Raw genomic sequence first — 26867 nt, 5'->3', positions numbered from 1 at the left:
GGTTTTCGCAGCTTTTGAAACCGTCGCAGGCCCTGTAGGAGTGAGCCTGCTCCCGATAAGGCCGGCACATTCAACATCAATGTTGTCAGGCTGTCCGTCATCGCGAGCAGGCTCGCTCCCACAGGTCGCATGTCTATTGGGACAAGCCGCACGGGCGAAAAGTCGTTACTATAAGCGCCTCTTTGCCTGCCTTGCCATGGACACCATGACCGAGAACGACTATCTGATCGCCTGGGGCCTCTACGCCTTTGCCGCTGTGGGCTGCCTGTTGGTATGGATGCGCCTGACCACCTGGATGTGGCGCTGGTTGCGCGAACCGCTGCGTGTGCTGATGGCGGTGTTGCTGTTCAGCCCGACCATCATCGACCCGGTGAAAGCCAAGGTTGCGCCGTCCATTGCCATCACCGCGCTGGACCTGGCCTTCAAGGTCGGCAACAACGCCTGGCGGGCGATCTCCGATCTGTTCATGTACAGCATGATCGCGTTCGGCATCTACCTGATTTTCGTGCTGATCCGCTTGCCGATCGAGCGTGCTTCGCGTGCGCGCCGCGAGCAGGCCGAAGCCGCGAAAGCTGCCGCCCGCGCCGATGACCGCGATGACGATCAACCGTTTGGCGGCGCCGGTGATGACCGCTACGGTCGTCCACCCTTGCCGAACAACCCGCAGCGCATGCGGGTCGAGCCGCGCCTGTAACCCGAGAGTCCGCACATGTGTGAATTACTGGGCATGAGTGCCAACGTGCCGACCGATATCGTGTTCAGCTTCACCGGCCTGATGCAGCGTGGCGGTCGCACCGGCCCGCACCGCGACGGCTGGGGCATTGCCTTCTATGAGGGCCGGGGTTTGCGTCTGTTTCAGGACCCGGCGGCGAGTTGCGAGTCGGAAGTCGCCAATCTGGTGCAGCGCTATCCAATCAAAAGCGAAGTGGTCATCGGCCACATCCGCCAGGCCAACGTCGGCAAGGTCTGCCTGTCCAACACCCACCCGTTCGTCCGCGAACTGTGGGGACGCAACTGGTGCTTCGCGCACAACGGCCAGTTGGCCGATTTCACCCCGATCAAAAGCTTCTACCGCCCGGTCGGCGATACCGATAGCGAAGCGGCGTTCTGCGATTTGCTCAACCGCGTGCGTGCAGCATTCCCGGAACCGGTCGATATAGAAGAGCTGCTGCCCGATCTGGTCGCCGCCTGCGCTGAATATCGCAGCAAAGGCGTGTTCAACTGCCTGCTCAGCGACGGCGACTGGCTGTTCTGCTATTGCTCGACCAAACTCGCACAGATCACCCGTCGCGCCCCGTTCGGCCCGGCGCGCCTGAAGGATGTCGACGTTATCGTCGATTTCCAGGCGGAAACCACGCCCAACGACGTGGTCACGGTGATTGCCACCGAACCTTTGACCGAAAACGAAACCTGGACCCGCTACGAACCGGGCCAATGGAGCCTGTGGCGACGCGGCGAATGCGTCAGTCAGGGCAAGACCGAATAAGGATTGCACCCCATGTTGCTCAGTTATGTACGGCTGGTGTTGTTTGCGGCGGGCCTGTTGATCGGTGTCCAGGTGCCAGGCTTCATCAACGATTACGCGAAACGCGTGGAGGCGCATCTGATCGAAGCGCAGACTGGCTTGCGCGGTTTTCAGGGCACCGCCGAGCAGTTCTTCAAGGGTGATATGCAGGCGCTGGTCGCGCATTATCGCGCCAGTGAAGACCCGGTATTTCGCAGCGATGCTGACAGCCTGAGCACCTTGCTCAGCCGCCAGATCGCGCTGGACAAGCAGTTCCAGGCGATGCAAGGGCCGTGGTACATCCGCTTCCTGCAAGTGGTGTTGGCCGCGGATCCGGATATCCGCAAGGAAACCTGGAACGGTTACAGCTATCAGATCCTGCTGACGCCGGAAGCGATGATCTGGGGCATGAGCGGCGCGTTGCTGCTGTCGTTCGGCATTGAATGCCTGTTCCGCTTGATCGACTGGGTCGTACTCGGTGGCCGGCGTCTGCGCCAGAGCCGGCCGATCGAAGACCGCGATGTGCGCGGTCTCTGATGATCGTTCCCACGCTCTGCGTGGGAACGCCTCAACGGACGCTCCGCGTTCGGCTTTCGAGGGACGCGGAGCGTCCCGGGCTGCATTCCCACGCGGAGCGTGGGAATGATCACGGTGTCAGGGCGATATAGTCAGTGCCCATCTTGATCGCATACCCCTCCAGCACCTGCTGACACAACGTCACAATCTCCTCGACCCACTCAACCCCCACCCGCCACGACACCACCACCTGCAGATTCGGTGGCCGTTGATCGATGTTGAGCAAGGTCAATTCGCCCCGCGCCAGCTCCTCCGCAACCAGCACCGGCGGCAGCACACCAATCCCAAATCCATCGCGTAACAAGCGGGTAATCGCCGACACCGAGTTCACGCAATTCAAGCGTGGCGCGAGTACGCCACTGGCTTGCATCAAAGCCAACAGATCCTGATGCGGTCGGGAGTTTTTCGAGTAGGTGATGATCCGTTCCTGCGCCAGTTCGGCAAGGTCGGCATAGTCGCGGTTATAGATCGAATTGCTGGCGACGATCCAGCCGAGCGGATGGCTGGCCAGCTCCAGACTGCGCACGCTTTCATGGCGGATCAGATCGGTTTGCAGAACGATATCGAGAAAGCCTTTTTGCAACTGATCGCAGAGGTTCAACGAAGTATCCGCCACCAGCTCGATTTCCACCCGTGGATACAGGTCCGTCATCTGTGCCACCAACGGGCTGAGCCAGGTGTGAATCACCGTGTCCATCACGCCGATGCGCACGCGGCCGACTTTGCTTGAGCGGGTCTCGATCGACTGTTTCAGCGCCGACATGGTGTCGAGCATCTGCTCGGCGTACTCCAGCACTTTCAACCCTTCGGGCGTCAGGCTGACACCGCGTGAATCGCGCAAAAACAGCTTCACCCCCAGCTCGCCTTCCAGTACCGCGATGCGGCTGGAAATCGACGCCTGGGTGGTGAACAGCTTGTCGGCGGTCAGGCGAAAACTCTTCAGTCGGGCGACCCAGACAAAGGTCTCGAGAAACTTCAGGTTCATGGGCAAGGCTCGGGTGACAAATTTTTCTTATGGCTAAGGCGGGTTTTTATTCGTTGGACGCAGCGGGGCCGCGCGACGAAAAATCGACGCATCCGGTCCCCACGATAGGCGTCGTCGGGGCTACGAACAAGACCAATAAAAAACCTGCGGAGATAAGCCATGCGTGCTCCCGACACCCTAGAAGCATCCACGGCAACGGCGCGCCCCGGGCCGTTCGACTGGTATCGCAACATCAATCAGCAGGAGCGCCGTACGTTCTGGAGCTGCAAGATCGGCTACGGTCTGGACGGCATGGACACGCAAATGCTCAGCTTCGTCGTGCCGACGCTGATTGCGATGTGGGGCATCACCACCGGCGAAGCGGGGCTGATCCACACCAGCACGTTGATCGCTTCGGCCATCGGCGGCTGGGTCGCTGGGATTCTCTCAGACCGCATCGGTCGCGTGCGCACCCTGCAACTCACGGTGTTGTGGTTCGCCTTCTTCACCTTCCTCTGCGGCTTCGCGCAGAACTACGAACAACTGCTGATCGCCCGGACCTTGATGGGCTTCGGTTTCGGCGGCGAATGGACGGCTGGCGCGGTACTGATCGGCGAGGTGATCCGCGCCAAGGATCGCGGCAAAGCGGTGGGCATGGTGCAATCCGGTTGGGCGCTGGGCTGGGGACTGACGGCGATTCTGTATGCGTTGCTGTTTTCCGTGTTGCCACCGGAAGATGCCTGGCGCGCGCTGTTCATCCTCGGCATTGTGCCGGCGATTTTCGTGATTTTCGTCCGTCGTCTGGTCAAGGACCCGGAGATATATCGCGAGGCTAAAGCCCAACAAACGCCGGAGAATCAATCGAAGTTCTACGAGATCTTCGCGCCGGGCATGCTCTTCACCACGTTCCGCGCTTCACTGCTGACCACTGGCGCCCTCGGTGGTTACTACGCGATCACTTCCTGGCTGCCGACCTTTCTGAAAAACGAACGCGGTTTGAGCGTGCTCGGTACGGGCGGTTATCTGGCGATGGTGATTGTCGGCTCCTACGTCGGTTACGTGATCAGCGCTTATCTGACAGACCTGCTCGGGCGGAAAAAGAACTTCATCCTGTTCGCGGTCGGCTCGTTCACCATCGTTCTGCTCTACACGCAACTGCCGGTCAGCAATGGCGTGATGCTGTGGCTGGGCTTCCCGTTGGGCTTCTTTGCTTCAGGGATTTTCAGCGGCATGGGCGCGTTTCTGACTGAATTGTTTCCTACGCGAATTCGCGGTTCGGGGCAGGGCTTTTGCTACAACATCGGTCGGGCACTGGCGGCTTTGTTTCCGCTGCTGATCGGCTTGCTTAGCCAGAAGGTGCCGTTGAGTGTCGGCATTGGCGCGTTTGCGGCGGTGTCTTACGGCGTGGTGATTATCGCGGCATTGAGCCTGCCGGAAACCCGTGGCAAGCAACTCGATGCGCAGTAACTGATAACCTGCTTAGCACAGTCCTACAGATAAAAAGACAAGCACCTACAGGAGTGTTCACCGTGAGCCGCCTGCTATTGAATTGCGACATTGGCGAGAGCTTCGGCAGCTGGACCATGGGTCTGGATGCCGAGGTCATGCCCTTCATCGATTGTGCCAACGTGGCTTGCGGTTTCCATGCCGGCGACCCGAGCATCATGCGCAAGACCGTCAGCCTGGCATTGAGCCACGGCGTGCAGATCGGTGCACACCCGGCCTATCAGGATCTGGTCGGTTTCGGTCGCCGCTCCATGGCGTATTCGGCGCAAGAGCTGCAAGACATCCTGCATTACCAGATCGGCGCGCTCGACGGCATTTGCAAAGCCCAGGGCGGGCGCGTCAGCTACGTCAAACCACACGGCGCGATGTACAACGACATGATGGCCAACCCGGCGCAATTGCGTGCGGTGATTCAGGCAGTGGCCGCTTATGACCGCAGCCTGCCGTTGATGCTGATGGCCACCCGCGACAACTCGGCGGCGCAGCAGATCGGCGATGAATATGGCGTGACATTGTGGTTCGAAGCCTTCGCTGACCGCGCTTACGACAGTGCCGGCAAACTGGTTTCACGACAATTGCCGGGCGCGGTGCATCACGATCCGGAAAAAATCATCGAGCAAGCCCTGACCATTGCCCGTGGCGACAACCTCAGCGCCAGCGACGGCAGCGCCTTGCGCCTGCACGCCAACACCCTTTGCGTGCACGGCGACAACGCCAGTTCGGTAGCGGCCGTGCAGCGCATTCGCGAGGCCCTGAATCAGCAGAGCGCCTTATGAACCCAAGGATTGAAGTGGTGGCACTGGATTGCCTGATGCTGCGTCTGTTCGATGAAATCGCCGAAGCCAACATGCCGTGGATGCTCGCTGCCAGTGAGCGTTTGCATGCGGTATTCGGTGAGCAACTGATCGATCTGGTGCCGTCCTATACGACGCTGATGGTGCATTACGATTTGACTGCACTGAGTCCGAGTCAGGCGCGGGAATTGATCGCCGAAGCGCTGATCGATCTGTCACCGAATGCGCGAACTGGCGGCCAATGTCATGTGTTGCCGGTCTGGTATGACTTGAGTGTCGGCCCTGAGTTGAGTTTGCTGGCCGAGCGCAGCGGTCTGGCGGTGGATGAAGTGATCCGTCGCCACAGCGGACGTGAGTATCAGGTATTCGCCCTTGGTTTCGCGCCGGGTTTCGCGTTTATGGGGTTGGTCGAAGAAGTGCTTGCCGCGCCTCGCCTGAACACACCACGCAAAAAAGTGGCTGCCGGTAGCGTCGGCATTGCCGAACGGCAGACGGCGGCTTACCCCGTGGTCTCTCCCGGCGGCTGGAACCTGATCGGCCGCACCCCGGCCAAGTTGTTCGACCGCAATCGCGACGGCTACAGCCTGATGCAACCGGGCGACACGGTGCGATTCGAAGCGGTCAGTCATGCCGAGTTCGTCAATCTGGGTGGTGATGACACACCACTGGAGGCGCAGACATGAGCCGACTGACGATTGAAGCCAGTACCCCGTTGTGCCTGTTGCAGGACGCGGGACGGTTTGGCGTGCGGCACCTGGGCGTCACCCAGGGCGGTGCGGCGGATTGGTGTTCGATGAGCTGGGCCAACTGGTTGCTCGGCAATAACCTCGATGCAACGGTGATCGAAATCACCCTCGGCGGGTTTGCCGTCTTCGCTGCAGAGGATTGTTTGCTGGCACTGGCCGGAGCTGATCTTGGCGCACAGATAGATGGTCAACCGCTGGCGCCGTGGCGCAGTTTCAAGTTGCGTAAAGGACAGAAGTTGCTGTTCACGCAACCGTTGCTCGGTGCCCGGGCCTATCTGGCGGCGCCCGGCGGCTTCGAGGCCCCCAAGGTCTTGGGCAGCAGCGCGACGGTGGTGCGTGAAGAGTTCGGTGGGCTGGACGGTATGGGCTTGCCGTTGGCCAAGGGCGCGACGCTGAGTTATCACAGGAAATCGCTATGTGTTCGCGAAGTGCCTTTGGATTTACGACCGGATTTGAAAGCGAATGCACCGCTGGATCTGGTGCTCGGCGCACAGATCGGCCAGTTCAGTGGGCAGAGTTTGTTTGATGCCTTCAACAGTGCCTGGACGCTGGACAGTCGCGCTGATCGCATGGGCATTCGTTTGCTGGGCAAGGCGTTGGAATATCAGGGGCAGCCGATGATTTCCGAAGGCATTCCACTCGGGGCGGTGCAGGTACCGCCGGACGGGCAACCGATCGTGTTGCTCAATGATCGTCAGACCATTGGTGGTTATCCACGCTTGGGGGCGCTGACACCCTTGGCGCTGGCGAGGCTGGCGCAATGTCTCCCGGGTGACAGGGTGCGGTTCACGCCAGTCATGCAAGAGCGTGCATGGCATGACCATATCAACTACCTGAAGTCCTACTTGTAATTGTCCGTACTTCGGACGGAAGACCGAGATTTTTCCTGGCGCATCAGTACGTCGCCCTACATCGCTTGTCGAGCATGTATGGAACTATCGGTCTTCATCTTTTACAAGGAAGTTACAGATGCGTTTTATGACAGTAATGGCCCAATCAAAGGGCGAATGTGCGAACAGTGTCGATGGGCACATTGTCGGTTTTTATGAGGGTGTGGACTGCGTGCCGGTTTATCGGGCGAGCATCGATCGTTTCTACAATGTGCAATGACTGGACGCCGACCGGGCCGGTCATCAGGACATCGTTGCGCGTATTGAGACATTTATGTCCACCGCAACCGTCGACATGATGCGTATGTTTCACTGGAATCACCGCACGGAGGCGAGTGGTAACGCCATGGAGCTGATGACCGTGGAGACCAACGCGGGTGCTGAGGTGAAAAGCGTAAGGTTTCGCTTTCTGGCGCCAGAGGGCGAAATGAAGAGTGAAGTGACCCTGAGTCCTGAAACGGACATTGAAAAAAATCGCAGGGTAGCGCTGGAAAATGGCGGGGCGAAAGTTGTCGCCAGAGGGAAGAAAAAACGCCGCGGGCAAAAAACGACTGCTGTCGGCCCCGCGATTCTGGACACCTCTTTCATGGACCGGCTCTGCAAGTCTTATCTCGCGACAGATTGGTAAATTCGCGAGCCTGAAAGGCAGCCGCTTTCATACGGTCTGCCTTTCAGTATTTACCTTCGCAATCTTACTTGGACAAAAACCGCATCCCTTCCTCAAGCCCGCGCAACGTCAACGGATACATCTGATCCTCGATCAGATCGCGCACGATATTGGTCGACGAGGTATAGCCCCAGGTGTCTTTCGGATACGGATTGATCCAGATGAGTTTCTTGTACTTCTCCATGAAGCGCTGCATCCACACGTAACCCGGCTCTTCGTTCCAGTGCTCGACACTGCCGCCGGCCTGGGTGATTTCATACGGCGCCATGGCGGCGTCACCGATGAAGATCACTTTGTAGTCGGCGCCGTACTTGTGCAGCAGGTTCTGGGTCGAAGTGCGTTCCGAGGTGCGGCGCATATTGTTCTTCCACACCGATTCATAAACGAAGTTGTGGAAGTAGAAGTACTCCAGATGCTTGAACTCGGTCTTGCAGGCCGAGAACAGTTCCTCACAAATCTTCACGTGGGCGTCCATCGAACCGCCGATGTCGAACAGCAACAACAGCTTCACCGTGTTGCGGCGTTCAGGGCGCATCTGGATGTTCAGCAGACCGGCGTCCTTGGCGGTGTGGTCGATGGTGCCATCGATATCGAGTTCTTCCGCTGCGCCCTGACGGGCGAATTTACGCAAGCGGCGCAGGGCAACCTTGATGTTGCGCGTGCCCAGTTCCACCGAATCATCGAGGTTCTTGTACTCACGCTGATCCCACACTTTCACCGCTTTGCCCTGGCGCTTGCCGGCATCGCCGACCCGAATGCCTTCCGGGTTGAAACCGCCGGAACCGAACGGACTGGTGCCGCCGGTGCCGATCCACTTGTTGCCGCCGGCGTGGCGTTCCTTCTGTTCCTCCAGACGCTTCTTGAACTCTTCGATCAGCTTGTCGAGGCCGCCAAGGGACTGGATCTGCGCGCGCTCCTCGTCACTCAGCGAACGCTCGAATTCCTTGCGCAGCCAGTCTTCGGGAATCAGCGCCTGCAAGTGATCATCGAGCTTTTCGAGGCCATTGAAGTAGGCGCCGAACGCGCGGTCGAACTTGTCGAAATGGCGTTCGTCCTTCACCAGAATCGCCCGCGACAAGTAATAAAACTCGTCCATGTCGGCGAAGGTCACGCGCTGTTTCAGCGCGTTGATCAGGTCGAGCAGCTCACGCACCGACACCGGCACCTTGGCTGCACGCATTTCATTGAACAGGTTGAGCAACATGGCATCAGCCTCTTAGCGGGTGCCGCGACGGCTCATGAACGCCAGGCGCTCAAGCAGTTGCACGTCCTGTTCGTTCTTCACCAAGGCACCGGCCAGTGGCGGGATCGCTTTGGTCGGATCGCGTTCGCGCAATACCGCTTCGCCGATGTTGTCGGCCATCAGCAGCTTCAGCCAATCGACCAGTTCCGAGGTCGATGGCTTCTTCTTCAGACCCGGCACCTTGCGCACGTCAAAGAACACGTCCAGCGCTTCGCTGACCAGATCCTTCTTGATGTCGGGATAGTGCACGTCGACGATTTTTTGCAGGGTGGTGCGGTCGGGGAAGGCGATGTAGTGGAAGAAGCAGCGGCGCAGGAAGGCGTCCGGCAGTTCTTTCTCGTTGTTGGAGGTAATGATGATGATCGGGCGCTTCTTCGCCTTGATGGTTTCGTCGATCTCGTAAACGTAGAACTCCATCTTGTCGAGTTCTTGCAGCAAGTCGTTGGGGAACTCGATGTCAGCCTTGTCGATTTCGTCGATCAGCAAAATAACCCGCTCCTCGGACTCGAAAGCCTCCCAGAGCTTGCCCTTCTTCAGGTAGTTGCGCACATCGTGGACTTTCTCATTGCCCAGTTGCGAGTCGCGCAGACGGCTGACCGCATCGTACTCGTACAGACCCTGATGGGCCTTGGTGGTGGACTTGATGTGCCAGGTGATCAGCTTGGCATTGAACGATTCGGCCAATTGCTCGGCGAGCATGGTCTTGCCGGTGCCCGGTTCGCCCTTGACCAGCAGCGGCCGCTCCAGGGTGATGGCGGCGTTGACCGCCAGCTTCAGGTCATCGGTGGCGACGTAGGCCTGGGTGCCTTCGAACTTCATCTGCTAATCCTCGAACGGTAACGCCGACCTGACGGGCAGGGCGGGGGCGAAATAATCGGATGCCCGACTATAACGCGCAGTCCGGTCGACTGTGAACGCAGACGGCTTATTCAGTCTCTGAATGGGGCGTCACATGTTGACTCAGTCTCGGCCGATGGCCAGTATTCAGGTATCGCCGATTTGGCGATAGCCTTCAGGATGTCCACTGAATCTGTGGCGAGGGAGCTTGCTCCCGCTGGGCTGCGAAGCAGTCCCCATCTGCCCGGAGGCGCTGAATTGATGTTATCCATGAAACGACCACGCTTGGCGGCAGTTACTGCGCTCTCTGATAGTCGGCTTGCACTCTGCTTTGTTGATGGTCGCGCGCTGACACTCGATTTGAGTCGAGATATTCAAACGTATAAGCAGTTGCAGCCCTTGCTTGATCCCCAAGTCTTTGCGACTGCCATCTTGGGCGATAACGGTTGGACCGTTGAATGGCCGGCCCCGGATATTCAGATTGGCGCCGATACTCTATATCTGGATGCTTTTCCAGAAATGAACCCTAACCCGCATCTGGCTTCGGCCGCTCATACCGGGCATTGAATGCCTGTACGAAACCATTGCGCAAAATCTGCAAAAATGCTTCGAACGCGCTGATGTTTTGCTGATGCACGTTGCCGCTGAGTTCGACCTTGGTGGCGAACTGGTTTTTCGCCTGATTCTTCAGCACGGTTTCAGTACCACCGACCAAAGCCTCCCAGACTGAGCGGAAGATGCTCTTGTTCTTGTTTTCCACGTCCTGCTGCCAGTTGAACACTTCGACGTCACGCAGCAGGGGTTTGATGTAGCCGTTGACCTGGGCTTTTTTGGCTTGGGCTTCGATCACCACATCACCGTGGCCGGCGTTGAAGTCGAATTTGCCGTAGGCCGAGGCGAAGTCGTTCATGCGTTTAAGTTCGATGTCTTTGGCGCGCAGGCGGAACTCGAAGTCTTCGAAATTGCTCAGAGGGTCGAACGTTGCGGTGGTTTCCAGCGGTGCATGACCCAGCAGCAGGGCTTTGCCTTCGAAGCGGGCGTCGCGCTTGCCCTGTTTGTCGACCACGTTGGTCAGGTTGTAGATGCTCGCGTCGACATCGGTCGCGTTCATGTTCACTGGAGGTTTTGAATTGAAGTTGCGGAAACTGATCTTGCCGTCCTGAATCTGTACTTCGTCGAGAGTGATCGGCAGCAATTTGCCCAGTTGCGCGCGCCAGTCGGTGCCTTGACCTGTTTGTGAGTTCTGTTTGTTAGCGCCACCATCGACGAAATTGACTTCAGGATTTACGAAACTCACCTGCGCCACGACGGCATGGTCGTACCACAGCGAATGCCAGCTGACTGCCAGATCGATCAGCGGTGCGTTGACGAACGGTACCGGTACCTTGCCGTCGACCTTGACGATCTTCAGCCCATTGATCTTGTAGGCGCCGCGCCATAGGGCCAAGTCGACATCAGTGATCTGGCCCCGATAGTCACCCATGTCCGCCAGTTTGCCGTTCAGGTAGTCGCGCACCATGTAGGGCAGGGCGATGTGCAGCGCGATCAGCAGCACAACGACGACGGCGAAAATCCCTAATGGCCAACTGTAGCGACGCTTCATGACGGCAATTCCCTGACGATGTAAGCGATTGACTGTTACGTCGCGCAGACGTTCGACCCGACTGGACTGTGATGGGCAACAGGCATACCTTTGAAGGCTGAATTCAATGCTGCATAAGGACCCAGCCATGAGCCGTATTTTCGCTGACAACGCCCATTCCATCGGTAATACGCCGCTGGTGCAGATCAACCGCATCGCGCCGCGTGGCGTGACCATTCTGGCCAAGATCGAGGGGCGCAACCCCGGTTATTCGGTCAAGTGCCGGATCGGCGCCAACATGATCTGGGACGCCGAAAGCAGCGGCAAACTCAAGCCGGGCATGACCATTGTCGAGCCGACGTCGGGTAACACCGGGATCGGTCTGGCGTTTGTTGCCGCTGCCCGTGGTTACAAGTTGATGCTGACCATGCCGGCTTCGATGAGCATCGAACGCCGTAAAGTACTCAAGGCTCTGGGCGCCGAGCTGGTGTTGACCGAGCCAGCCAAGGGCATGAAAGGCGCCATCGAAAAGGCTGCCGAGATCGTTGCCAGCGATGCCGACAAATATTTCATGCCGGCGCAGTTCGATAACCCGGCGAACCCGGCGATTCACGAAAAAACTACCGGTCCGGAAATCTGGAACGACACCGATGGTGCGGTGGATGTACTGGTGGCTGGGGTTGGCACGGGCGGAACCATCACGGGCGTTTCGCGGTATATCAAGAATACCCAGGGCAAACCGATTCTGTCGGTGGCGGTGGAGCCGATGTCGTCGCCAGTGATCACCCAGGCGCTGGCGGGTGAAGAAATCAAACCGAGCCCGCACAAGATTCAAGGGATCGGTGCCGGTTTTGTGCCAAAGAACCTCGATCTGTCGATGGTCGACCGGGTTGAGCAGGTCACCGACGAAGAGTCCAAGGCGATGGCCCTGCGCTTGATGCAGGAAGAGGGGATTTTGTGCGGCATCTCCTGCGGTGCAGCGATGGCGGTAGCAGTGCGTCTGGCGGAGACGCCGGAGATGCAGGGCAAGACTATCGTGGTGATTCTGCCGGACTCGGGTGAGCGTTATCTGTCGAGCATGTTGTTCAGCGATCTGTTCACTGAGCAGGAGACTCAGCAGTAATCCAGTTGATTCAGGTCAGCCGGGGTTCAGGATCGTTATGCTAATAAATGCTTTGTTGCGCAATGCTTAACACTGAATCTTGTGTAAGGCGGGTTTTGTCCGAAGCCGGTAGTGTTTATCATGGCCGGCTGCCATGTCGGGTAAAGGGCATTGCGCAGCGTTGTCTTTATTCAAGGAGTCGTTGATGAGCTTTTCGTTAGCCGCCAAGGTGTCGGTGCTGCTGCTGTTTGTGGGCAGCATCCTCTATGTGCATTTGCGCGGCAAGGCGCGTTTGCCGGTTCTGCGCCAGTTCGTCAACCACTCGGCACTGTTCGCTCCGTACAATGCCTTGATGTACCTGTTCTCCGGCGTGCCGTCCAAGCCGTATCTGGATCGCAGCAAATTCCCGGAACTGGACGTACTACGCGACAACTGGGAAACCATTCGCGACGAGGCCATGCATCTGTTCGATGAAGGCTATATTCGCGCGGCGGAAAAGAACAACGACGCCGGTTTCGGCTCATTCTTCAAGAAGGGCTGGAAGCGTTTCTACCTCAAGTGGTATGACAAACCGCTGCCGTCGGCTGAAACCCTGTGCCCGAAGACCGTGGCACTGGTCAGTGCGATTCCCAACGTAAAAGGTGCGATGTTTGCGTTGTTGCCGGGTGGCAGCCACTTGAACCCGCATCGCGATCCGTTCGCCGGCTCCCTGCGTTATCACCTCGGCTTGTCGACGCCGAACTCCGACGATTGCCGGATTTTCGTCGATGGTCAGGTATACGCCTGGCGTGACGGCGAAGACGTGATGTTCGACGAAACTTACGTGCACTGGGTCAAGAACGAAACCGAACAAACTCGCGTGATCCTGTTCTGCGACGTCGAGCGTCCGCTGAGCAACCGCCTCATGACCCGCATCAACCGCTCGATCAGCGCCTGGCTCGGCCGCGCCACCGCACCGCAGAACCTTGACGACGAGCGCGTCGGCGGGATCAACCAGGCTTACGCCTGGAGCAAGAACTTCAGCGACAAGTTCAGTGGAGTGGTCAAACAGTGGAAACGCCGTCATCCGAAGGCCTACCGCGTGATGCGACCGGTGCTGGCGGTGGTGGTGTTGACGTTGTTGGGGTATTGGCTGTTTGGTTGAGGCTGGATGTTGTAATAAAAAACCGCTCGTTGTGAGCGGTTTTTTTATGAAGAGAAGGTGAACGAAGCGCCAGCGAGGACGCCTCCTGGCTCTTCCGCGGCTGGATTCACCAATGCTTCTCTGATTCGATGCAACTCCTGTTCAGACAACTTTCCAGAAGAGCGTTTTCTATCAGCTTTTATCGGTCTGGCGCCTGGCGCCTTTTTTTCAACGGCAGCCTTCATGGTGCCTCCGGCGTTGAAGCTAAGGGGTTCTTTGGCCTTCCACCTGACAACATCTCGCCAAGAGAAATGAGGATCAAACCATTCTTCATAGGCTCTCAGCGCTTGAGCATCGATTGCTTCGAAACGAACTCTGGAGTGATCAACATCCACTATCCCTTGCTGCAACAAGTCTTTGTGCAGCTTTGCGAAAGTAACCCCAGCCTGTTTTCTGGCCTGTGATTTATACACTTGGTAGCGCAAATACGTCCGTTCCCTTGGCATGTGATCCCGTGCATTCCTTGTCCTCAATGGTGGGGTGTCGCAATTGCGATCCAGCCTATTCACCTTGCGGCCAACTGTCCCTGCCGGCCCTTTGCCCAAATCATTGCAATCGATGTCGCCCGCTGGTTATAGTCGGCGCTCGTGAGCCCCATGGTTCACCTTCCAGCCCTTCAAAAAAGATCTGCCCCAATGCCTGCATCCCTCATCAACGCGGTAGTCGATTCAGCGGTCAACGCTGGCGTCTTGCCGTGCGGGAATCAGCAGCCCAAGCAGATCAGTCATTACCCTCCACCTGTCAGTAGCACGCCGGTGTGCGCAGTCGTATCACCGCCGGGCGTTGGCGTTTCGGGCTGATCGGCAGTTTTTGCTGACCCCTGCGCCCGCCAGAAAAACCTACTGAATTTCAGCTTCGGCTGAGTTGGCTATTTGCCTGACTACAGGTGGTATTCATGTTTGTCCTGTCGAAAAAAACCGCGCTCGCGGCTGCGTCCACGAGCCTGTTCGTCCTGCTGTGGAGCAGCGGTGCGATCTTCTCCAAATGGGGCCTGGCCCATGCTTCGCCGTTTGCCTTTCTGTTGATTCGCTTTGTGATTGCCTTGTGCGGGCTGGTGCTGCTGGCGCCGCTGCTCAAACTGAAGTTGCCCAAGGGTCGACGGCCGATGCTGTTTGCGATCGCCACCGGCGTGGTGTTGTTGGGGGCTTATCAGATTTTCTATCTGCTGGCGCTCAACACCAAAGTCACCCCGGGGGTGATGGCAACCATCATGGGCGTGCAGCCGATTCTCACGGTGGTGTTGATGGAGCGGCAGCGCTCGGCGAGCCGGATGTTTGGTCTGGCGTTGGGTCTGGCGGGGCTGATCATGGTGGTTTACCAAGGCATCGGTCTGGCCGGGATGTCCTGGGCGGGGATGCTGTTTGGTCTGCTGGCGCTGGCGAGCATGACGCTGGGCTCGATCATGCAGAAGCGCATCACCGACAATCCCCTCGGCACACTGCCGGTGCAGTATCTGGCCGGGCTGTTGTTGTGCGGGATTTTCGTGCCGTTCCAGCCGTTCCACTTTGAACACAGCACAGGCTTTATCGTGCCTGTTTTGTGGATGGGGCTGGTGGTCTCGGTGCTGGCGACGCTGTTGCTGTATCGATTGATCGCGCGAGGCAATCTGGTGAATGTCACCAGTCTGTTCTATCTGGTGCCGGCGGTGACGGCAGTGATGGACTACTTGATTTTCGGCAATCGCCTGGCGGCATTGAGCGTGCTGGGTATGCTGTTGATCATTGTCGGTCTGGCGTTTGTCTTCCGTAAAACTGACTAGCTGACAGGCGGGCTCGCTCCCACATTGGAATGCATTCCCCTGTAGGAGTGAGCCTGCTCGCGATAGCCATTTCAGCAGCGCCAGAAGTCTAGCGGGCTGTCGCCTGCGCAGGTTTCACCGACGCCGGCTTCAACACCAGCCACAACGCCAGCGCAATCAACACCCCGCCATAAATGTGCGCCATCGACAACGGCTCATCCAGCAACAACGCCCCCCACAAAACCCCGAACGGCGGAATCATGAAGGTCACGGTCATCGACTTCACCGGACCGATCGAACTGAGCAGGCGGAAATAAATGATGTAGGCAAACGCCGTACAGCCCAACCCCAGGCCCAACAGCGACAGCCAGACATTCCAGCCGCCCCAGCTGACTGGCGGTGCAGTGATTACGCTATAGCCGAACAGCGGCAACAGGAACAACGTCGCACCGAGCATGCTGCCCAGCGCCGACAATCGGCTGTCCAGTCCACCGGCCTGATCCAGCCAACGCCGCGCGAGGAAACCGGCGAAGCCATAGCAAGTGGTCGCGAGCAGGCAGGCGACGGCGCCCATCAACAACTGTAAGTCGAACGCCACGGGGCCGGCGCGGGTCAGCACGCCAACACCGAACAGGCCGAGGAACACCCCACCCAACTTGGCAGCAGTGAGTTTTTCACTGAAGAACAACCCGCCAATCAGCACGCCCATCAACGGCGTGGTGGCATTGAAAATCGCCGAGTAGCCGGCTGGCAACACCTGAGCCGCAACGGAATACAGCGTCGCCGGAATCCCCGAATTGATCACGCCCAGCAGCATCACGGTTTTCAATTTGCCTTTGAAATCCCAGCGCACGCGCATCAGCCCGAGGATCACCAGCAGGCCAACGGCCGCAATGGATACGCGAAAGAATCCAGTCGGAATCGTGCCGATCACTGGCGCAATAATGCGCATGAACAGAAAACTCGCGCCCCAGATGGCCGCCAGCGACAACATACGGAAAATATCGACAGGGCTCACGGCGGGTCTCCTTCCTTGATCGGGACGAGAGTGTTGCCGAGCGCTCTGACGATGGCAACCGCTATTCGGGCATTCAACTTTGCGCTCAGATCACAAAGCGTGTCACCAGACCGTTGAGATCGACCGCCAGACGCGACAGCTCCTGGCTCGCCGCCGAAGTCTGAGTCGCCCCGGCGGCGGTCTGCGTCGAGAGGTCACGAATGGTCACCAGATTCTGATCGACTTCGCGCGCCACCAGTGCCTGCTGCTCGGCCGCGCTGGCGATCACCAGGTTGCGCTGGTTGATCTGCGAGATCGACGCGGTGATTTTCTCCAGCGCCTGACCCGCGCTGTTGGCTCGGCGCAACGTCTGGCCAGCCTGCTCGGCACTGCTCTGCAACGCGCCCACTGTTGCCCCGGTGCCTTGCTGGATGCTGCTGATCATCAGCTCGATTTCTTCGGTGGAATTCTGCGTGCGTTGTGCCAGCGAACGCACTTCGTCGGCGACCACGGCAAAACCGCGCCCGGCTTCACCGGCGCGCGCCGCTTCGATCGCCGCATTGAGCGCCAACAAGTTGGTCTGCCCGGCAATCCCGCGAATCACCTCCAGCACTTTGCTGATGTCCTGTGCCTGAGTGGCCAGGCCCTCGGCTTGTTCGGAAGCACCGAGTACCGCATCGACCAGCTCCTGAATCGAACTGATGGTTTCGCTGACCTGTACATGACCGTGCTTGCTGTCTTCGTTGGATGCAGCGGACGCTTCGGCGCTGGACACCGCATTGGCCGCGACCTCATCCACCGCCGTGCTCATCTCGGTGACTGCTGTAGCGGCTTGTTCAATCTGATCGTTCTGTTGTTGCAGGCCGCGGGTGCTTTGCTCCATCACCGAACTCATTTCCTCGGCAGCGGAAGCCAGTTGCTGTGCCGATTCGCTGATTCCTCGAATGGTCGAGCGCAAATTGCCCTGCATCTCGGCCAAGGCGTCGAGCAGGTGCGCAGCCTCATCTTTACCAGTGCTGACGATCTGGCCGCTGAGATCACCGGCAGCAATGCGTCGCGCTACACCCAGTGCCTGATTGATCGGGGTGGTGATGCTGCGCGTCAACTGCCAGGCCAACAGCAGCGTGGCAATCAGGGCAATCACGATGATGGTCGCGACGATCCACAATGCCCGTTGGTACATGGCTGCGGCGGCATCGGCAGCGGCGTCGGCACCTTGTTGATTGAGGCTGATCATCTGCTCCAGCGTCTTGTCGAGCACAGTACCCTGAGGTGCCAGCTCGTTGCTCAAACGGGTGGCCGCCTGCTCGTTCTGACCGGCGTCAATCTGGCTGACAATCTGATCGAGAATGCTCAGGTATTTGCCGACGGCTGCGTTCAAGCCGTCGAGCATCGCTTGTTCCTGATCGTTGGCAATCAAGGCTTTGTGATCGTTGAGGCGTTTGAGCAACTCATCGCGTTGGGCTTTGAGGATGCCTTTGCTTCTGTCGCGCACTGCGGGTTGAGTGATGGCGATCAGACGCAAGGATTCGAGACGGATGCTGGCGATATTCGCCGCCGCGTCATGAATGCTCTCGATGCTGGGCATCCATGACTCTTCGATCACCGCTGCACTTTCGCGCAGGGTTTTCATCTGGCCCAGCCCGAACAGGCCGACCACCACCAGCAGAGCGGCCAAAACGGCAAAGCTCAAACTGGCGCGCAAACCTATGCGCAGATTCCGGATAGACATCAGTGTGCTCCTTGATCTTTGAGGGGAGAGGTCGTCCTCGTCAGCGAGGATCTTGTTATGAGGCGGGTAATGGTGGGCTGTATATCAAAGTGCCACTATTTTGGTAAGACCAATCTGGAATCGGCACTGACGGTAAGTGCATTGGCAGCAAAGCCACGAACTAGACGCACCTGATGAGTATTGGATCCGAAGCCCAGAGAATTCGCGGGCTGGCGCAGGACGGCCAGAAAGACCGGTAAGGTGATTAACTGACCGAACGGTCGATTTAAAAAACTTTGCTAAAAACTGTGTCGCTGTACAACCCTGACGCAGATTTGGCAGAAATTGCACTTCACCTGCGCGCGTATCCGTGGCTAAGCTCAGGCACAGATTTCCCAATGCACGCCGAGGTCTCATCTATGCCGCAGCAATGGCCAGCCACCGACATCGCCCGCATGATCCTCGATGGCTTTGACGATTACCGCGAGCATTTCCGGCGCATCACCGACGGTGCTCGGGAGCGCTTCGAGCAGGCGCGCTGGCAGGAGACGCAAACGGCGTCGGCAGCACGGATCAACCTTTACGAAGAAAAGGTCGGCGAAACCATCGCCCGCCTGCGCGAATACTTCGACGACGAAACGCTGATGAATGTCAGCTGCTGGCCGCTGGTGAAAAGCGCTTACATCAGCGTCATCGACCTGCGCTTCGACGATGAGCTGTCCGAGACCTGGTACAACTCGATTTTCTGCGGGCTGTTCAGCCACGACCTGATCAGCGACGGCTGCATGTTCATCCACACCACGCGCCCGAGCCTGCGCCGCGCCCGCGCTGCGCAAACCCGCACATACAAGCCGCAGGGACAACTGTCGGGGATGCTCGCGAGCATTTTTGCCGACTACCGTTTCAGCGAGGACTACGCCGATTTGCCGGGTGACCTGCGCCGGCTCGAAGCGCAACTGCGCGAGAACCTGCCGGACTGGGTGTGCAAGGACCCGGAACTCAGCGTCGAGCTGTTTTCCTCGGTGCTGTACCGTAACAAGGGCGCGTATCTGGTCGGGCGCATCTACACCCGCGACGAGCAATGGCCGCTGGTGATCCCGCTGTTGCACCGCGAAGGGCGCGGGATTCAGATCGACGCGCTGATCACCGACGAAGCTGACGTGTCGATCATCTTCTCGTTCACCCGTTCGTATTTCATGGTCGACGTACCGGTGCCGGCGGAGTTTATCGGCTTCCTGCGGCGCATTTTGCCGGGCAAGCACATTGCCGAGTTGTACACCTCGATCGGTTTCTACAAGCACGGCAAATCCGAGTTTTACCGCGCGCTGATCAACCATCTGGCCAACACCGGCGACCAGTTCATCATGGCGCCGGGTGTGCGCGGCATGGTCATGAGCGTGTTCACCCTGCCGGGCTTCAACACCGTGTTCAAGATCATCAAGGACCGTTTTTCGCCGTCGAAAAACGTCGATCGCGCCACGGTGATCGAGAAGTACCGATTGGTGAAAAGTGTCGACCGGGTAGGGCGCATGGCCGATACCCAGGAGTTCGCCGACTTCCGTTTTCCGCTGAGCAAGTTTGATCCGGCCTGTCTTGAAGAACTGCTGGAGGTGGCGCCATCAACGGTGTCAGTCGAGGGCGACACGGTGCTGATCCGTCACTGCTGGACCGAGCGGCGGATGACCCCGCTCAATCTGTATCTGGAGAACGCCAACGACGCGCAGGTGCGCGAGGCGCTGGAGGATTACGGCCTGGCGATCAAGCAACTGGCGGCGGCGAATATCTTTCCCGGTGACATGCTGCTGAAGAACTTTGGCGTCACCCGGCACGGCCGTGTGGTGTTTTATGACTATGACGAGATCTGCTTTCTGACCGAGGCCAACTTCCGTCACATTCCTGCGCCGCGCACGCCCGAAGATGAGATGGCCTCCGAACCATGGTATTCGATCGGGCCGCTGGATGTGTTTCCCGAGGAATTTCCGCCGTTTCTGTTTGCTGATTCGGGGCAGCGCAAGTTGTTCGATCAGTTGCATGGCGAGTTGTATAACGCTGATTACTGGAAGAGCCTGCAAGAGGCGATTCGCGCCGGTAAAGTCATCGACGTCTTCCCGTATCGGCGCAAAGGCCTCGATAACGAGTAACTCTTTTAAAAGCCCCTCACCCCAGCCCTCTCCCAGAGGGAGAGGGGGCCGACCGAGGCGTCTCAAGTCAAACGCCGACCTGAAATGCCTTGGCGATTATGGGTTCGGCAAAGCTCTTTCAGGTCGATGTACCTTTGAAGCATCCCCCAATTGGTCCCCTCTCCCTCAGGGAGAGGGCTAGGGTGAGGGCAGCAATCCCCCTGACACGCCACAAATCCCCCAAATCTGCGACAATCCGCCCCCTGCACATATAGACGACCGAATTGCCTACCCGATGACCGACGAATCGCCCTCCATCGACAAACTGCTGAAAAACCTCGATCACGCCATGCTTGCCGACCGTCACCGGCTGCGGCGGCAGTTGCTTGAGCTGCGCAAGAAGCCTGACGAGGACAAACTGGCCCAGTGGGTGACGCGCATGCAGGCGTCCTGTGATCAGGTGCTGGCGCGCAAGGCCAGCCTGCCGGTGATTCGTTATGACGACAGTCTGCCGATTGCGGCTAAGCGCGACGAGATCAAGAAGGCGCTGGAAAAGCATCAGGTGTTGATCATCGCCGGCGAAACCGGCTCGGGCAAAACCACCCAGTTGCCGAAAATCTGCCTGGAAATCGGTCGCGGTCAGCACGGTCTGATCGGCCACACCCAACCGCGCCGAATCGCTGCTCGCAGCGTCGCCAGCCGCGTCGCCGAAGAACTCGGCACGCCGCTCGGTGCGCTGGTCGGCTATCAGGTGCGGTTCGAGGATCAAAGCGATTCCAACACCCTGATCAAGCTGATGACCGACGGCATCCTGCTCGCGGAAACCCAGAACGACCGCTACCTCGAACGCTACGACACGATCATCGTCGACGAAGCCCACGAACGCAGCCTCAACATCGATTTCCTGCTCGGTTATCTGAAAACCCTGCTGCCGCGTCGTCCGGATCTGAAAGTCATCATCACCTCGGCAACCATCGATCTGGAGCGCTTCTCCAAGCACTTCGATGATGCGCCGATTGTTGAAGTGTCGGGTCGTACCTTCCCGGTAGACACTTGGTATCGCCCGCTGACGCTGGAGCAGGACGAAGAGGGCAACCGCGTCGAGGATGACCTGACGGTGGATCAGGCGATCCTCGCGACCCTCGACGAAATCGCCGCTTACGAGCGCAGCGAGCGTCGCAGTCCCGGTGATGTGCTGGTGTTCTTGCCCGGCGAGCGCGAGATTCGTGACGCCGCCGACATGCTGCGCAAAGCGCAAATCAAACACACTGAAATTCTGCCGTTGTACGCGCGCCTGTCGCCGGCCGAACAGCAGCGTATTTTCCAGTCGCACCCGGGCCGTCGCGTGGTGCTGGCGACCAACGTTGCCGAGACTTCGCTGACCGTGCCGGGCATCCGCTACGTGATCGACAGCGGCACCGCGCGCATCAGCCGCTACAGCTATCGCGCCAAAGTCCAGCGCTTGCCGATCGAGGCGATTTCCCAGGCCAGCGCCAATCAACGTAAAGGTCGCTGCGGCCGGGTCGAGCCGGGCATCTGCATTCGGTTGTACAGCGAAGAAGATTTCCTCGGTCGCCCGGAATTCACTGACCCGGAGATTCTGCGCACCAACCTCGCCGCGGTTATTTTGCAGATGCTGCATCTGCGCCTCGGCGAGATCACCGCGTTCCCGTTCATCGAGCCGCCGGATGGCAAGGCGATCAGCGACGGTTTCAACCTGCTGCAAGAACTCTCGGCAGTCGATCGCAACAGCCAGCTGACGCCGCTCGGTCGCCAGTTGGCACGCTTGCCGGTCGACCCGCGGATGGGCCGTATGCTGCTCGAAGCGGCGAAACTCGGTAGTTTGCAGGAAGTGCTTATTGTCGCCAGTGCCATGTCGATTCAGGATCCGCGCGAGCGTCCGCCGGAGCGTCAGCAAGCGGCCGATCAGGCTCACGCACAGTGGAAGGATGTCGATTCGGACTTCGCCGGTCTGGTGAATCTGTGGCGCGGTTTTGAAGAGCAGCGCCAGGCGTTGACCGCAAGCCCATTGCGCAATTGGTGCCGCAAGAATTTCCTCAACTACCTGCGTCTGCGCGAGTGGCGTGATTCTCACCGCCAGTTGAGCCTGATCTGCCGCGACATGCAGTTGAGCCTGAATAAAGAGCCGGCGGATTATCCGAAACTGCACAAAGCCGTGCTGGTCGGGTTGCTCAGCCAGATCGGCCAGAAAACCGAAGACGGCGACTACCTCGGTGCGCGTCAGCGACGCTTCTGGATTCATCCGTCGTCGGGCATCGGCAAGAAGCGTCCGCAATGGCTGATGACCGCCGAACTGGTGGAAACCACCAAGCTTTACGCGCGCATGGTCGCCAAGATCGACGCCGACTGGATCGAGCCGCTGGCCGGGCACTTGATCAAGAAAAACCATTTCGAACCGCACTGGGAGAAGAAGCGCGGTCAGGTCGTGGCGTTTGAACAGATCACCCTGTTCGGGCTGATCGTGGTCGGCCGCCGTCCGGTGCATTACGGCCCGGTCGATCCAGTGGTTTCCCGTGAGTTGTTTATTCGCGAAGGTCTGGTACGTGGCGAGATTCAGTCGAAAGCCAAGTGCCTGACCGCCAACCAGCAACTGCTGGAACAGCTCGACGAACTGGAAGCCAAGGCTCGTCGCCGCGACATTCTCGCCGACGAAGAAACCTTGTATGCGTTTTACGATGCGCGGCTGCCGGCGGAGATTCACCAGACCGCGACCTTCGACAGTTGGTACCGGATCAACAGCCAGAAGAATCCGCAGCTGTTGATCATGCGCGAAGAAGACGTGTTGGCCCGCGAGGCCAGTGAAGTAACCGCGCGGGATTACCCGGACACTCTGCACATCGGCGATCTGGAGCTGGCGCTGACCTATCACTTCGAACCCAATCACCCGCGTGACGGTGTGACCCTGCGCGTACCGGCACCGCTGTTGCCGATGCTGCCGCCGGAACGCCTGGAGTGGTTGGTGCCGGGGCTGATCGAGGCCAAGTGCATCGCACTCGTGCGCAACTTGCCGAAAGCGCTGCGCAAGAATTTTGTGCCGGTGCCGGACTTCATCAAGGCTGCCTTGCAACGCATGACCTTTGCCGACGGTTCGTTGCCGCAGGCGCTGGGCCGCGAATTGCTGCGCATGACCGGCGCGCGGGTCAGCGATGAGGCGTGGGCGGAAGCTGAGCAAGGCGTCGAGGGGCATCTGCGGATGAACCTGGAAATCGTCGACGGCCAAGGCAAATTCCTTGGCGAAGGCCGCGATCTGGCCGAACTGACCGCGCGGTTTGCCGAAGCCAGTCAGGCCGCGTTGGCGGTGCCGCAGAGCGCGAAAAGCCAGCAACCGGTGGAGGCGAAAGTCTTCGCCCCGGTGGCGGAAAAGACCCAGCAGAAGATCGCCGGGCTGTCGATGACGGTGTATCCGGCACTGGTCGAAGAGGGCGGTACGGTCAAGGAAGGGCGCTTCTCGACCCCGGCCGAGGCTGAGTTCCAGCATCGTCGCGCCTTGCAGCGTTTGTTGCTGCAGCAATTGGCGGAGCCGGCCAAATTCCTGCGCGGCAAGTTGCCGGGGCAGACTGAATTGGGCTTGCTCTATCGCGAGCTGGGCCGGGTCGATGCGCTGGTCGAAGACATTCTGCTGGCCAGCCTCGACAGCTGCATTCTTGAGGGTGAAGACCCGTTGCCCCGCGACGGCGCCGGGTTGGCAGCATTGGCTGAACGCAAACGCGGCAACTGGACCGAGCACGCCGAGCGCGTGGCGCGCCTGACGCTGGAAATCCTCAAGCTGTGGCACGGTCTGCAAAAGCGCTTCAAGGGCAAGATCGATCTGGCGCAAGCCGTGGCGCTGAATGACATCAAGCAGCAAATCAACAATCTGGTGTATCCGGGGTTTGTTCGTGAAACGCCGATGCAGTGGCTCAAGGAGTTGCCGCGCTACCTGAAAGCGGTCGAACAGCGCTTCGAAAAACTCGGCGCGCAGGTGCAGAAGGATCGCGTCTGGAGCGGTGAGCTCGCCGGCCTCTGGGCGCAATACCAGACCCGTGCCGCCAAACATGCGCAGGAAGGCAAACGCGACCCGCAGCTTGAGCTGTATCGCTGGTGGCTGGAGGAATACCGCGTGTCGCTGTTTGCCCAACAGTTGGGCACCAAAGTGCCGATTTCCGACAAACGCCTGAACAAACAGTGGAGCCAGGTCGAACCGTAACGCTGATCGTTCCCACGCTCTGCGTGGGAATGCCTCTGGGGACGCTCCGCGTCCAGTGACGCGGAGCGTCACGGGCTGCATTCCCACGCAGGAGCGTGGGAACGATCATCCGTGTTGATCTTGAGAAAGGCGCCAAAATCCTGCGTTTATGGCAAACTTCGCGACCATAAACGCCGGTTTCGCGACCCAGAGCCTTCGGCCGTGGTGCGAGATGGAATAAAGCGATGCCAGGTTTGCGTCCCCCGGATGGGAATAGACCCTTTGTGTGTTGGTACGACGGTTCCAGCACTTTCTGCCTGAACAGATTAGAGAAACGACCATGCATAACGTCGTCATCAGCGGCACCGGCCTGTACACCCCGGCCAACAGCATCTCCAACGAAGAGCTGGTGCAGTCTTTCAACGCCTACGTCGCCCAGTTCAACGCCGACAACGCCGAGGCCATTGCCAGCGGCGAAGTCCAGGCCCTGACCGAATCCAGCGCCGCGTTCATCGAAAAGGCTTCTGGCATCAAGAGCCGCTTTGTCATGGACAAGGACGGCATCCTTGATCCACAACGCATGGCCCCACGCCTGCCGGAGCGTTCCAACGACGAATGGTCGGTGCTTTGCCAAATGGCCATTGGCGCTGCCGAACAGGCCCTGCAACGCGCCGGCAAAACTGCCGCTGACATCGACGGTGTGATCGTTGCCTGTTCCAACCTGCAACGCGCTTACCCGGCCATCGCCATCGAAGTCCAGGAAGCCTTGGGCATTCAAGGCTTTGGTTTTGACATGAACGTGGCCTGCTCCTCGGCGACCTTCGGCATTCAGGCAGCGGCCAACAGCGTGCAACTGGGCCAGGCCCGGGCGATCCTGATGGTCAACCCGGAAGTCTGCACCGGTCACCTGAACTTCCGCGACCGCGACAGCCACTTCATCTTCGGCGACGCCGCGACTGCGGTGATCATCGAGCGTGCTGACACTGCGACGTCCAAGCACCAGTTCGACGTGGTCAGCACCAAACTGCTGACCAAGTTCTCCAACAACATCCGCAACAACTTCGGCTTCCTCAACCGCGCAGCGGAAGAGGGTATCGGTACCCGCGACAAGCTGTTCGTGCAGGAAGGCCGCAAGGTGTTCAAGGATGTCTGCCCGATGGTTGCCGAACTTATTGGCGAGCATCTGCAAGAGAACCAGCTCAATGTCGGCGATGTGAAACGTTTCTGGCTGCACCAAGCCAACCTGAGCATGAACCACCTGATCGTGCGCAAACTGCTCGGCCGCGAGGCCACCGAAGAAGAAGCGCCGGTGATTCTCGATACTTATGCCAATACCAGCTCCGCCGGTTCGGTGATTGCCTTCCACAAATATCAGGACGATCTGGCTGCCGGTTCGCTGGCTGTCTTGAGTTCGTTCGGTGCGGGCTATTCGATCGGCAGCGTGATTCTGCGCAAGCGTTGAAAAGAGGTTTAATTTCCTCTTAATCGCGCCGACCTTTCCTACATCCGAATCGGCTCGAACGCTGTAATTTTTCGGAAATGGCGGCAGGTGAAGACCTGCCGCTATCATTTTCGGAATCGGCACAAGGAAATTTCTGGATGGCGGCTGACGACACCCAACTGCTTGCGCGCCTGCTGGCGGGCGAGCAACAGGCTTTCAAGGAACTGGTGACGACGTATCAGAGCGCCATGCGCGCTGTGGCGTATGCGATTGTCGGCCAGCGTCACGTCGAAGAAGTGGTGCAGGACGCCTGGTTGTCGGTGGTGCGTCACATTGCCAGCTTCGAAGGCCGCTCCAGTCTCAAGACCTGGCTGTTGACCATCACGGCCAACTCGGCCAAAAGTCGTTATAAGCAAAATCGCCGGGAAGTGTTGATGGATGATTTGCCATCGCCCCACGGCACGATCGACGACGACCGCTTTTCTCCCGGTGACGGCCATTGGCTGGTCGCTCCATTCGCCTGGCACCAGGACACCCCCGAAGCGCTGCTCACTGAAGGCGAATTGCGCGACTGTCTCGAGCACACACTGCTGAGCCTGTCGGAACTGCAAAGCAGCGTTTTGCTGTTGCGCGAGCGCCAGGGGCTGAAGCTGGAGGAGATCTGTAATCTTCTGGAGATCTCGCTCTCCAATGTCCGTGTGCTGCTGCATCGTGCGCGGCTGAAAGTCTTCGCGACCGTGGAGCATTTTGAGGAGACCGGAGAATGCTGACCTGTAAGGAACAAGTGGCGCGCTCCAGTGATTATCTCGATGGCCAATTGAGCTTTCGCGAAAAGCTGATGGTGCGTCATCACCTGATGTTTTGCCCGAACTGTCGGCGTTTCATTCGTCAGATGCGTTTGATGCAAGCGACCTTGAAGGCGCTGCCGGAGAATCCGGAAGAAGGCGTCGAAGAACTGGCCGAACGTCTGGCCGAGCAACGACGAAAAGATAATCCCCTGTAGGCGCTGTCGAGTGAAACGAGGCTGCGATCTTTTGATCTTTTTTAAGATCAAGATCAAACGATCGTCCGATCGCGGCC

At 58.8% G+C, this 26867-nt stretch carries 24 protein-coding genes and 1 pseudogene; 18 read left to right on the top strand and 7 right to left on the bottom strand.

Annotated elements, in window-relative coordinates; translation table 11 throughout:
• Positions 1 to 196: 196 nt before the first annotated feature.
• From ACM6IN_RS02675 to ACM6IN_RS02665, 3 genes are read left to right on the top strand one after another with little or no spacing between them, the layout of a single operon-like run.
• On the top strand, positions 197 to 694 hold the full coding sequence (locus ACM6IN_RS02675; protein WP_007911323.1) for a hypothetical protein: 498 nt from the start codon (positions 197 to 199) through the stop codon (positions 692 to 694).
• A gap of 15 nt (positions 695 to 709) precedes the next feature.
• Entirely contained in the window at positions 710 to 1486 is a 777-nt protein-coding gene (locus tag ACM6IN_RS02670; protein ID WP_007911322.1) for a class II glutamine amidotransferase, read from the top strand.
• Between the two features lie 12 nt (positions 1487 to 1498).
• The gene (locus tag ACM6IN_RS02665) at positions 1499 to 2041 is read left to right on the top strand and encodes a DUF2937 family protein (RefSeq protein ID WP_007911321.1); all 543 of its coding nucleotides are present in this window, start codon (positions 1499 to 1501) and stop codon (positions 2039 to 2041) included.
• Between the two features lie 109 nt (positions 2042 to 2150).
• Here ACM6IN_RS02665 and ACM6IN_RS02660 read toward each other — a convergent pair whose 3' ends face one another.
• Positions 2151 to 3065, bottom strand: a complete 915-nt coding sequence (locus tag ACM6IN_RS02660; RefSeq protein ID WP_007911319.1) for a LysR family transcriptional regulator — start codon at positions 3063 to 3065, stop codon at positions 2151 to 2153.
• A 159-nt stretch (positions 3066 to 3224) separates the two neighbouring features.
• Here ACM6IN_RS02660 and ACM6IN_RS02655 point away from each other — a divergent pair, with 159 nt between their 5' ends.
• From ACM6IN_RS02655 to ACM6IN_RS02630, 6 genes are all read left to right on the top strand, one after another.
• On the top strand, positions 3225 to 4511 hold the full coding sequence (locus ACM6IN_RS02655) for an MFS transporter (RefSeq protein WP_007911315.1): 1287 nt from the start codon (positions 3225 to 3227) through the stop codon (positions 4509 to 4511).
• Positions 4512 to 4573: 62 nt separating this feature from the next.
• Positions 4574 to 5326: a 5-oxoprolinase subunit PxpA gene (locus ACM6IN_RS02650; RefSeq protein ID WP_007911313.1), complete on the top strand. Its 753-nt coding sequence runs from the start codon at positions 4574 to 4576 to the stop codon at positions 5324 to 5326.
• Positions 5323 to 6027 carry a 5-oxoprolinase subunit PxpB gene (pxpB, locus tag ACM6IN_RS02645; RefSeq protein ID WP_414915359.1) on the top strand — a complete coding sequence of 235 codons (705 nt, stop codon included), beginning with the start codon at positions 5323 to 5325 and terminating at the stop codon, positions 6025 to 6027. Before ACM6IN_RS02650 ends, pxpB begins: the two co-directional genes overlap by 4 nt.
• On the top strand, positions 6024 to 6941 hold the full coding sequence (locus tag ACM6IN_RS02640; protein ID WP_414915358.1) for a biotin-dependent carboxyltransferase family protein: 918 nt from the start codon (positions 6024 to 6026) through the stop codon (positions 6939 to 6941). The genes pxpB and ACM6IN_RS02640 overlap by 4 nt, the downstream gene beginning before the upstream one ends.
• Before the next feature lie 118 nt (positions 6942 to 7059).
• On the top strand, positions 7060 to 7200 hold the full coding sequence (locus ACM6IN_RS02635; protein WP_414915357.1) for a hypothetical protein: 141 nt from the start codon (positions 7060 to 7062) through the stop codon (positions 7198 to 7200).
• A 54-nt stretch (positions 7201 to 7254) separates the two neighbouring features.
• On the top strand, positions 7255 to 7608 hold the full coding sequence (locus ACM6IN_RS02630) for a hypothetical protein (protein ID WP_414915356.1): 354 nt from the start codon (positions 7255 to 7257) through the stop codon (positions 7606 to 7608).
• Between the two features lie 64 nt (positions 7609 to 7672).
• Here the strand turns inward: ACM6IN_RS02630 and ACM6IN_RS02625 are convergent, their stop codons facing one another.
• Positions 7673 to 8851, bottom strand: a complete 1179-nt coding sequence (locus tag ACM6IN_RS02625; protein WP_414915355.1) for a vWA domain-containing protein — start codon at positions 8849 to 8851, stop codon at positions 7673 to 7675.
• A gap of 12 nt (positions 8852 to 8863) precedes the next feature.
• Positions 8864 to 9709, bottom strand: coding sequence for an AAA family ATPase (locus ACM6IN_RS02620; RefSeq protein ID WP_016986801.1), 846 nt, complete (start codon positions 9707 to 9709; stop codon positions 8864 to 8866).
• Positions 9710 to 9988: 279 nt separating this feature from the next.
• Between ACM6IN_RS02620 and ACM6IN_RS02615 the strand changes: the two are divergent.
• Positions 9989 to 10246 (top strand): annotated as a pseudogene (locus ACM6IN_RS02615) (DUF2442 domain-containing protein); the annotation flags it as partial.
• A gap of 7 nt (positions 10247 to 10253) precedes the next feature.
• On the opposite strand, the gene ACM6IN_RS02610 reads toward ACM6IN_RS02615, so the two are convergent.
• Positions 10254 to 11330, bottom strand: a complete 1077-nt coding sequence (locus ACM6IN_RS02610; RefSeq protein ID WP_414915354.1) for a DUF748 domain-containing protein — start codon at positions 11328 to 11330, stop codon at positions 10254 to 10256.
• Positions 11331 to 11457: 127 nt separating this feature from the next.
• Between ACM6IN_RS02610 and cysK the strand changes: the two genes are divergently transcribed.
• Both cysK and ACM6IN_RS02600 read left to right on the top strand, forming a co-directional pair.
• Positions 11458 to 12432 carry a cysteine synthase A gene (gene cysK / locus ACM6IN_RS02605; RefSeq protein WP_007911289.1) on the top strand — a complete coding sequence of 325 codons (975 nt, stop codon included), beginning with the start codon at positions 11458 to 11460 and terminating at the stop codon, positions 12430 to 12432.
• A gap of 184 nt (positions 12433 to 12616) precedes the next feature.
• The gene (locus ACM6IN_RS02600) at positions 12617 to 13555 is read left to right on the top strand and encodes an aspartyl/asparaginyl beta-hydroxylase domain-containing protein (RefSeq protein ID WP_007911288.1); all 939 of its coding nucleotides are present in this window, start codon (positions 12617 to 12619) and stop codon (positions 13553 to 13555) included.
• 44 nt (positions 13556 to 13599) lie between these two features.
• Here ACM6IN_RS02600 and ACM6IN_RS02595 read toward each other — a convergent pair whose 3' ends face one another.
• Positions 13600 to 14019, bottom strand: coding sequence for a hypothetical protein (locus ACM6IN_RS02595; RefSeq protein ID WP_414915353.1), 420 nt, complete (start codon positions 14017 to 14019; stop codon positions 13600 to 13602).
• 470 nt (positions 14020 to 14489) lie between these two features.
• On the opposite strand from ACM6IN_RS02595, the gene ACM6IN_RS02590 reads away from it, so the two are divergent.
• Positions 14490 to 15353 carry a DMT family transporter gene (locus ACM6IN_RS02590; protein ID WP_414915352.1) on the top strand — a complete coding sequence of 288 codons (864 nt, stop codon included), beginning with the start codon at positions 14490 to 14492 and terminating at the stop codon, positions 15351 to 15353.
• Between the two features lie 88 nt (positions 15354 to 15441).
• On the opposite strand, the gene ACM6IN_RS02585 is transcribed toward ACM6IN_RS02590, so the two are convergent.
• Together ACM6IN_RS02585 and ACM6IN_RS02580 are read right to left on the bottom strand one after the other, a co-directional pair.
• Positions 15442 to 16350, bottom strand: a complete 909-nt coding sequence (locus ACM6IN_RS02585) for a DMT family transporter (RefSeq protein ID WP_123376303.1) — start codon at positions 16348 to 16350, stop codon at positions 15442 to 15444.
• 85 nt (positions 16351 to 16435) lie between these two features.
• The gene (locus ACM6IN_RS02580; protein ID WP_095113752.1) at positions 16436 to 18061 is read right to left on the bottom strand and encodes a methyl-accepting chemotaxis protein; all 1626 of its coding nucleotides are present in this window, start codon (positions 18059 to 18061) and stop codon (positions 16436 to 16438) included.
• A 398-nt stretch (positions 18062 to 18459) separates the two neighbouring features.
• On the opposite strand from ACM6IN_RS02580, the gene aceK reads away from it, so the two are divergent.
• The 5 genes from aceK (at position 18460) to ACM6IN_RS02555 (ending at position 26790) form a co-directional block, all read left to right on the top strand.
• Positions 18460 to 20181: a bifunctional isocitrate dehydrogenase kinase/phosphatase gene (aceK, locus tag ACM6IN_RS02575; RefSeq protein ID WP_414915351.1), complete on the top strand. Its 1722-nt coding sequence runs from the start codon at positions 18460 to 18462 to the stop codon at positions 20179 to 20181.
• A 274-nt stretch (positions 20182 to 20455) separates the two neighbouring features.
• Entirely contained in the window at positions 20456 to 24367 is a 3912-nt protein-coding gene (gene hrpA / locus ACM6IN_RS02570; protein WP_414915350.1) for an ATP-dependent RNA helicase HrpA, read from the top strand.
• A gap of 319 nt (positions 24368 to 24686) precedes the next feature.
• Positions 24687 to 25808, top strand: a complete 1122-nt coding sequence (locus ACM6IN_RS02565) for a beta-ketoacyl-ACP synthase III (RefSeq protein ID WP_007914423.1) — start codon at positions 24687 to 24689, stop codon at positions 25806 to 25808.
• Positions 25809 to 25945: 137 nt separating this feature from the next.
• Positions 25946 to 26557 (top strand): RNA polymerase sigma factor, encoded by a 612-nt coding sequence (locus tag ACM6IN_RS02560; RefSeq protein ID WP_414915349.1) that lies wholly within the window; start codon positions 25946 to 25948, stop codon positions 26555 to 26557.
• Complete coding sequence (locus tag ACM6IN_RS02555) at positions 26551 to 26790, top strand: anti-sigma factor family protein (RefSeq protein WP_095113749.1); 240 nt, start codon at positions 26551 to 26553, stop codon at positions 26788 to 26790. Before ACM6IN_RS02560 ends, ACM6IN_RS02555 begins: the two co-directional genes overlap by 7 nt.
• The last annotated feature ends 77 nt before the right edge of the window (positions 26791 to 26867 follow it).

The organism is Pseudomonas sp. IT-P395 (assembly GCF_949767675.1).
Lineage (GTDB): Bacteria > Pseudomonadota > Gammaproteobacteria > Pseudomonadales > Pseudomonadaceae > Aquipseudomonas.
The sequence above is the reverse complement of the archived record's forward strand: the minus strand, read 5'-3'. Positions and strand labels throughout refer to the sequence as shown.

Bases quoted from the DNA above. Each gene is read 5' to 3' on its own strand.
- ACM6IN_RS02675 (WP_007911323.1), top strand. From the start codon at position 197: ATGGACACCATGACCGAGAACGACTATCTGATCGCCTGGGGCCTCTAC.
- ACM6IN_RS02670 (WP_007911322.1), top strand. From the start codon at position 710: ATGTGTGAATTACTGGGCATGAGTGCCAACGTGCCGACCGATATCGTG.
- ACM6IN_RS02665 (WP_007911321.1), top strand. From the start codon at position 1,499: ATGTTGCTCAGTTATGTACGGCTGGTGTTGTTTGCGGCGGGCCTGTTG.
- ACM6IN_RS02660 (WP_007911319.1), bottom strand. From the start codon at position 3,065: ATGAACCTGAAGTTTCTCGAGACCTTTGTCTGGGTCGCCCGACTGAAG.
- ACM6IN_RS02655 (WP_007911315.1), top strand. From the start codon at position 3,225: ATGCGTGCTCCCGACACCCTAGAAGCATCCACGGCAACGGCGCGCCCC.
- pxpB (WP_414915359.1), top strand. From the start codon at position 5,323: ATGAACCCAAGGATTGAAGTGGTGGCACTGGATTGCCTGATGCTGCGT.
- ACM6IN_RS02640 (WP_414915358.1), top strand. From the start codon at position 6,024: ATGAGCCGACTGACGATTGAAGCCAGTACCCCGTTGTGCCTGTTGCAG.
- ACM6IN_RS02635 (WP_414915357.1), top strand. From the start codon at position 7,060: ATGCGTTTTATGACAGTAATGGCCCAATCAAAGGGCGAATGTGCGAAC.
- ACM6IN_RS02630 (WP_414915356.1), top strand. From the start codon at position 7,255: ATGTCCACCGCAACCGTCGACATGATGCGTATGTTTCACTGGAATCAC.
- ACM6IN_RS02625 (WP_414915355.1), bottom strand. From the start codon at position 8,851: ATGTTGCTCAACCTGTTCAATGAAATGCGTGCAGCCAAGGTGCCGGTG.
- ACM6IN_RS02620 (WP_016986801.1), bottom strand. From the start codon at position 9,709: ATGAAGTTCGAAGGCACCCAGGCCTACGTCGCCACCGATGACCTGAAG.
- ACM6IN_RS02610 (WP_414915354.1), bottom strand. From the start codon at position 11,330: ATGAAGCGTCGCTACAGTTGGCCATTAGGGATTTTCGCCGTCGTCGTT.
- cysK (WP_007911289.1), top strand. From the start codon at position 11,458: ATGAGCCGTATTTTCGCTGACAACGCCCATTCCATCGGTAATACGCCG.
- ACM6IN_RS02600 (WP_007911288.1), top strand. From the start codon at position 12,617: ATGAGCTTTTCGTTAGCCGCCAAGGTGTCGGTGCTGCTGCTGTTTGTG.
- ACM6IN_RS02590 (WP_414915352.1), top strand. From the start codon at position 14,490: ATGTTTGTCCTGTCGAAAAAAACCGCGCTCGCGGCTGCGTCCACGAGC.
- ACM6IN_RS02580 (WP_095113752.1), bottom strand. From the start codon at position 18,061: ATGTCTATCCGGAATCTGCGCATAGGTTTGCGCGCCAGTTTGAGCTTT.
- aceK (WP_414915351.1), top strand. From the start codon at position 18,460: ATGCCGCAGCAATGGCCAGCCACCGACATCGCCCGCATGATCCTCGAT.
- hrpA (WP_414915350.1), top strand. From the start codon at position 20,456: ATGACCGACGAATCGCCCTCCATCGACAAACTGCTGAAAAACCTCGAT.
- ACM6IN_RS02565 (WP_007914423.1), top strand. From the start codon at position 24,687: ATGCATAACGTCGTCATCAGCGGCACCGGCCTGTACACCCCGGCCAAC.
- ACM6IN_RS02560 (WP_414915349.1), top strand. From the start codon at position 25,946: ATGGCGGCTGACGACACCCAACTGCTTGCGCGCCTGCTGGCGGGCGAG.
- ACM6IN_RS02555 (WP_095113749.1), top strand. From the start codon at position 26,551: ATGCTGACCTGTAAGGAACAAGTGGCGCGCTCCAGTGATTATCTCGAT.